This is a genomic window from Mesorhizobium sp. M1227, from assembly GCF_040318315.1.
In the GTDB taxonomy this organism is placed as follows: Bacteria; Pseudomonadota; Alphaproteobacteria; order Rhizobiales; family Rhizobiaceae; genus Mesorhizobium.
The window spans coordinates 1-907 of record NZ_JAMYLZ010000105.1; the positions used below are offsets into that span (position 1 = coordinate 1).

1 pseudogene is annotated in these 907 nt (G+C 65.7%); it reads left to right on the forward strand.

The window, feature by feature from the left end:
- A pseudogene (locus tag NKH28_RS34295) lies at positions 1-907 on the forward strand (hypothetical protein); the annotation flags it as partial.

A 907-nucleotide genomic window follows, 5' to 3' on the forward strand; every position in this document is an offset into this window, starting at 1 on the left:
GGGCTTGGCCGGGTTTATCGGGTGGAAACGCCCGGCGAGACGGCGGCCGGAGCAAAGCGCATTGCCGACACCGACTACGATCTGCGTAATAATGTCCTGCGCACCGCCTTCCCGCGCTTTGTCGGCGACACCGCGCAGTGGACGACCAACAGCTACGACTGGAGCGACCGGCCGGTAAAAACCGTCTATGCCGACGTCAGCCAGACGATTTTCGCCCACAGCCTCGACAGCGGCACCGGCACCAATCCGCGGCTTTACGCGGTCACCCAGACCGACCAGGTCAATGCGACCACCACACGCCAGTCGAAGAGCGTGTCCTCGACGCGCGGCGATGTCGTGCAGATCGTGCGCGATCTCGGCGGGCTTAATCTGACGGAGGGCCGCAGCTACGATGTGCTTGGCCGGCTGATCGGGGTCAGCGATCCGGGCGGCTCGAGCTGGAGCTACAGCTATGACATGGTCGGCAACCGGCTTTCTGCAACGGATCCCGATCTCGGCAGCTGGTCCTATGTCTATGACGTCGCCAACCGGCTGACCAGCCAGACCGATGCCCGCAGCACCGTCACCGCCCTGGCCTACGACCAGATGGACCGGCTGACCCTGAAGACGGCGACCCCGTCGGGCGGCAGTGCGGTGACGCTGACGCAGAACACCTACGATCAGGCGGCGGCGGGCTTCTACAATATCGGCCAGCTCACCACCTCCACCAACCCTGCGGCAACGCAGGCCACCAAATATGACGGCTTCGGCAAACCCGCGCGCCAGGACGTCACGCTGGGCACGCTGACCCACACCACGACCAGCGTGCGCGATGCCTCCGGCCAGACGCTGCGCACCCAGTATCTGCCGGTGCAGCTCGACTTCGGCACGCTGGCCGCCCCGCTGCAATACACCGCCGCCAACAAGC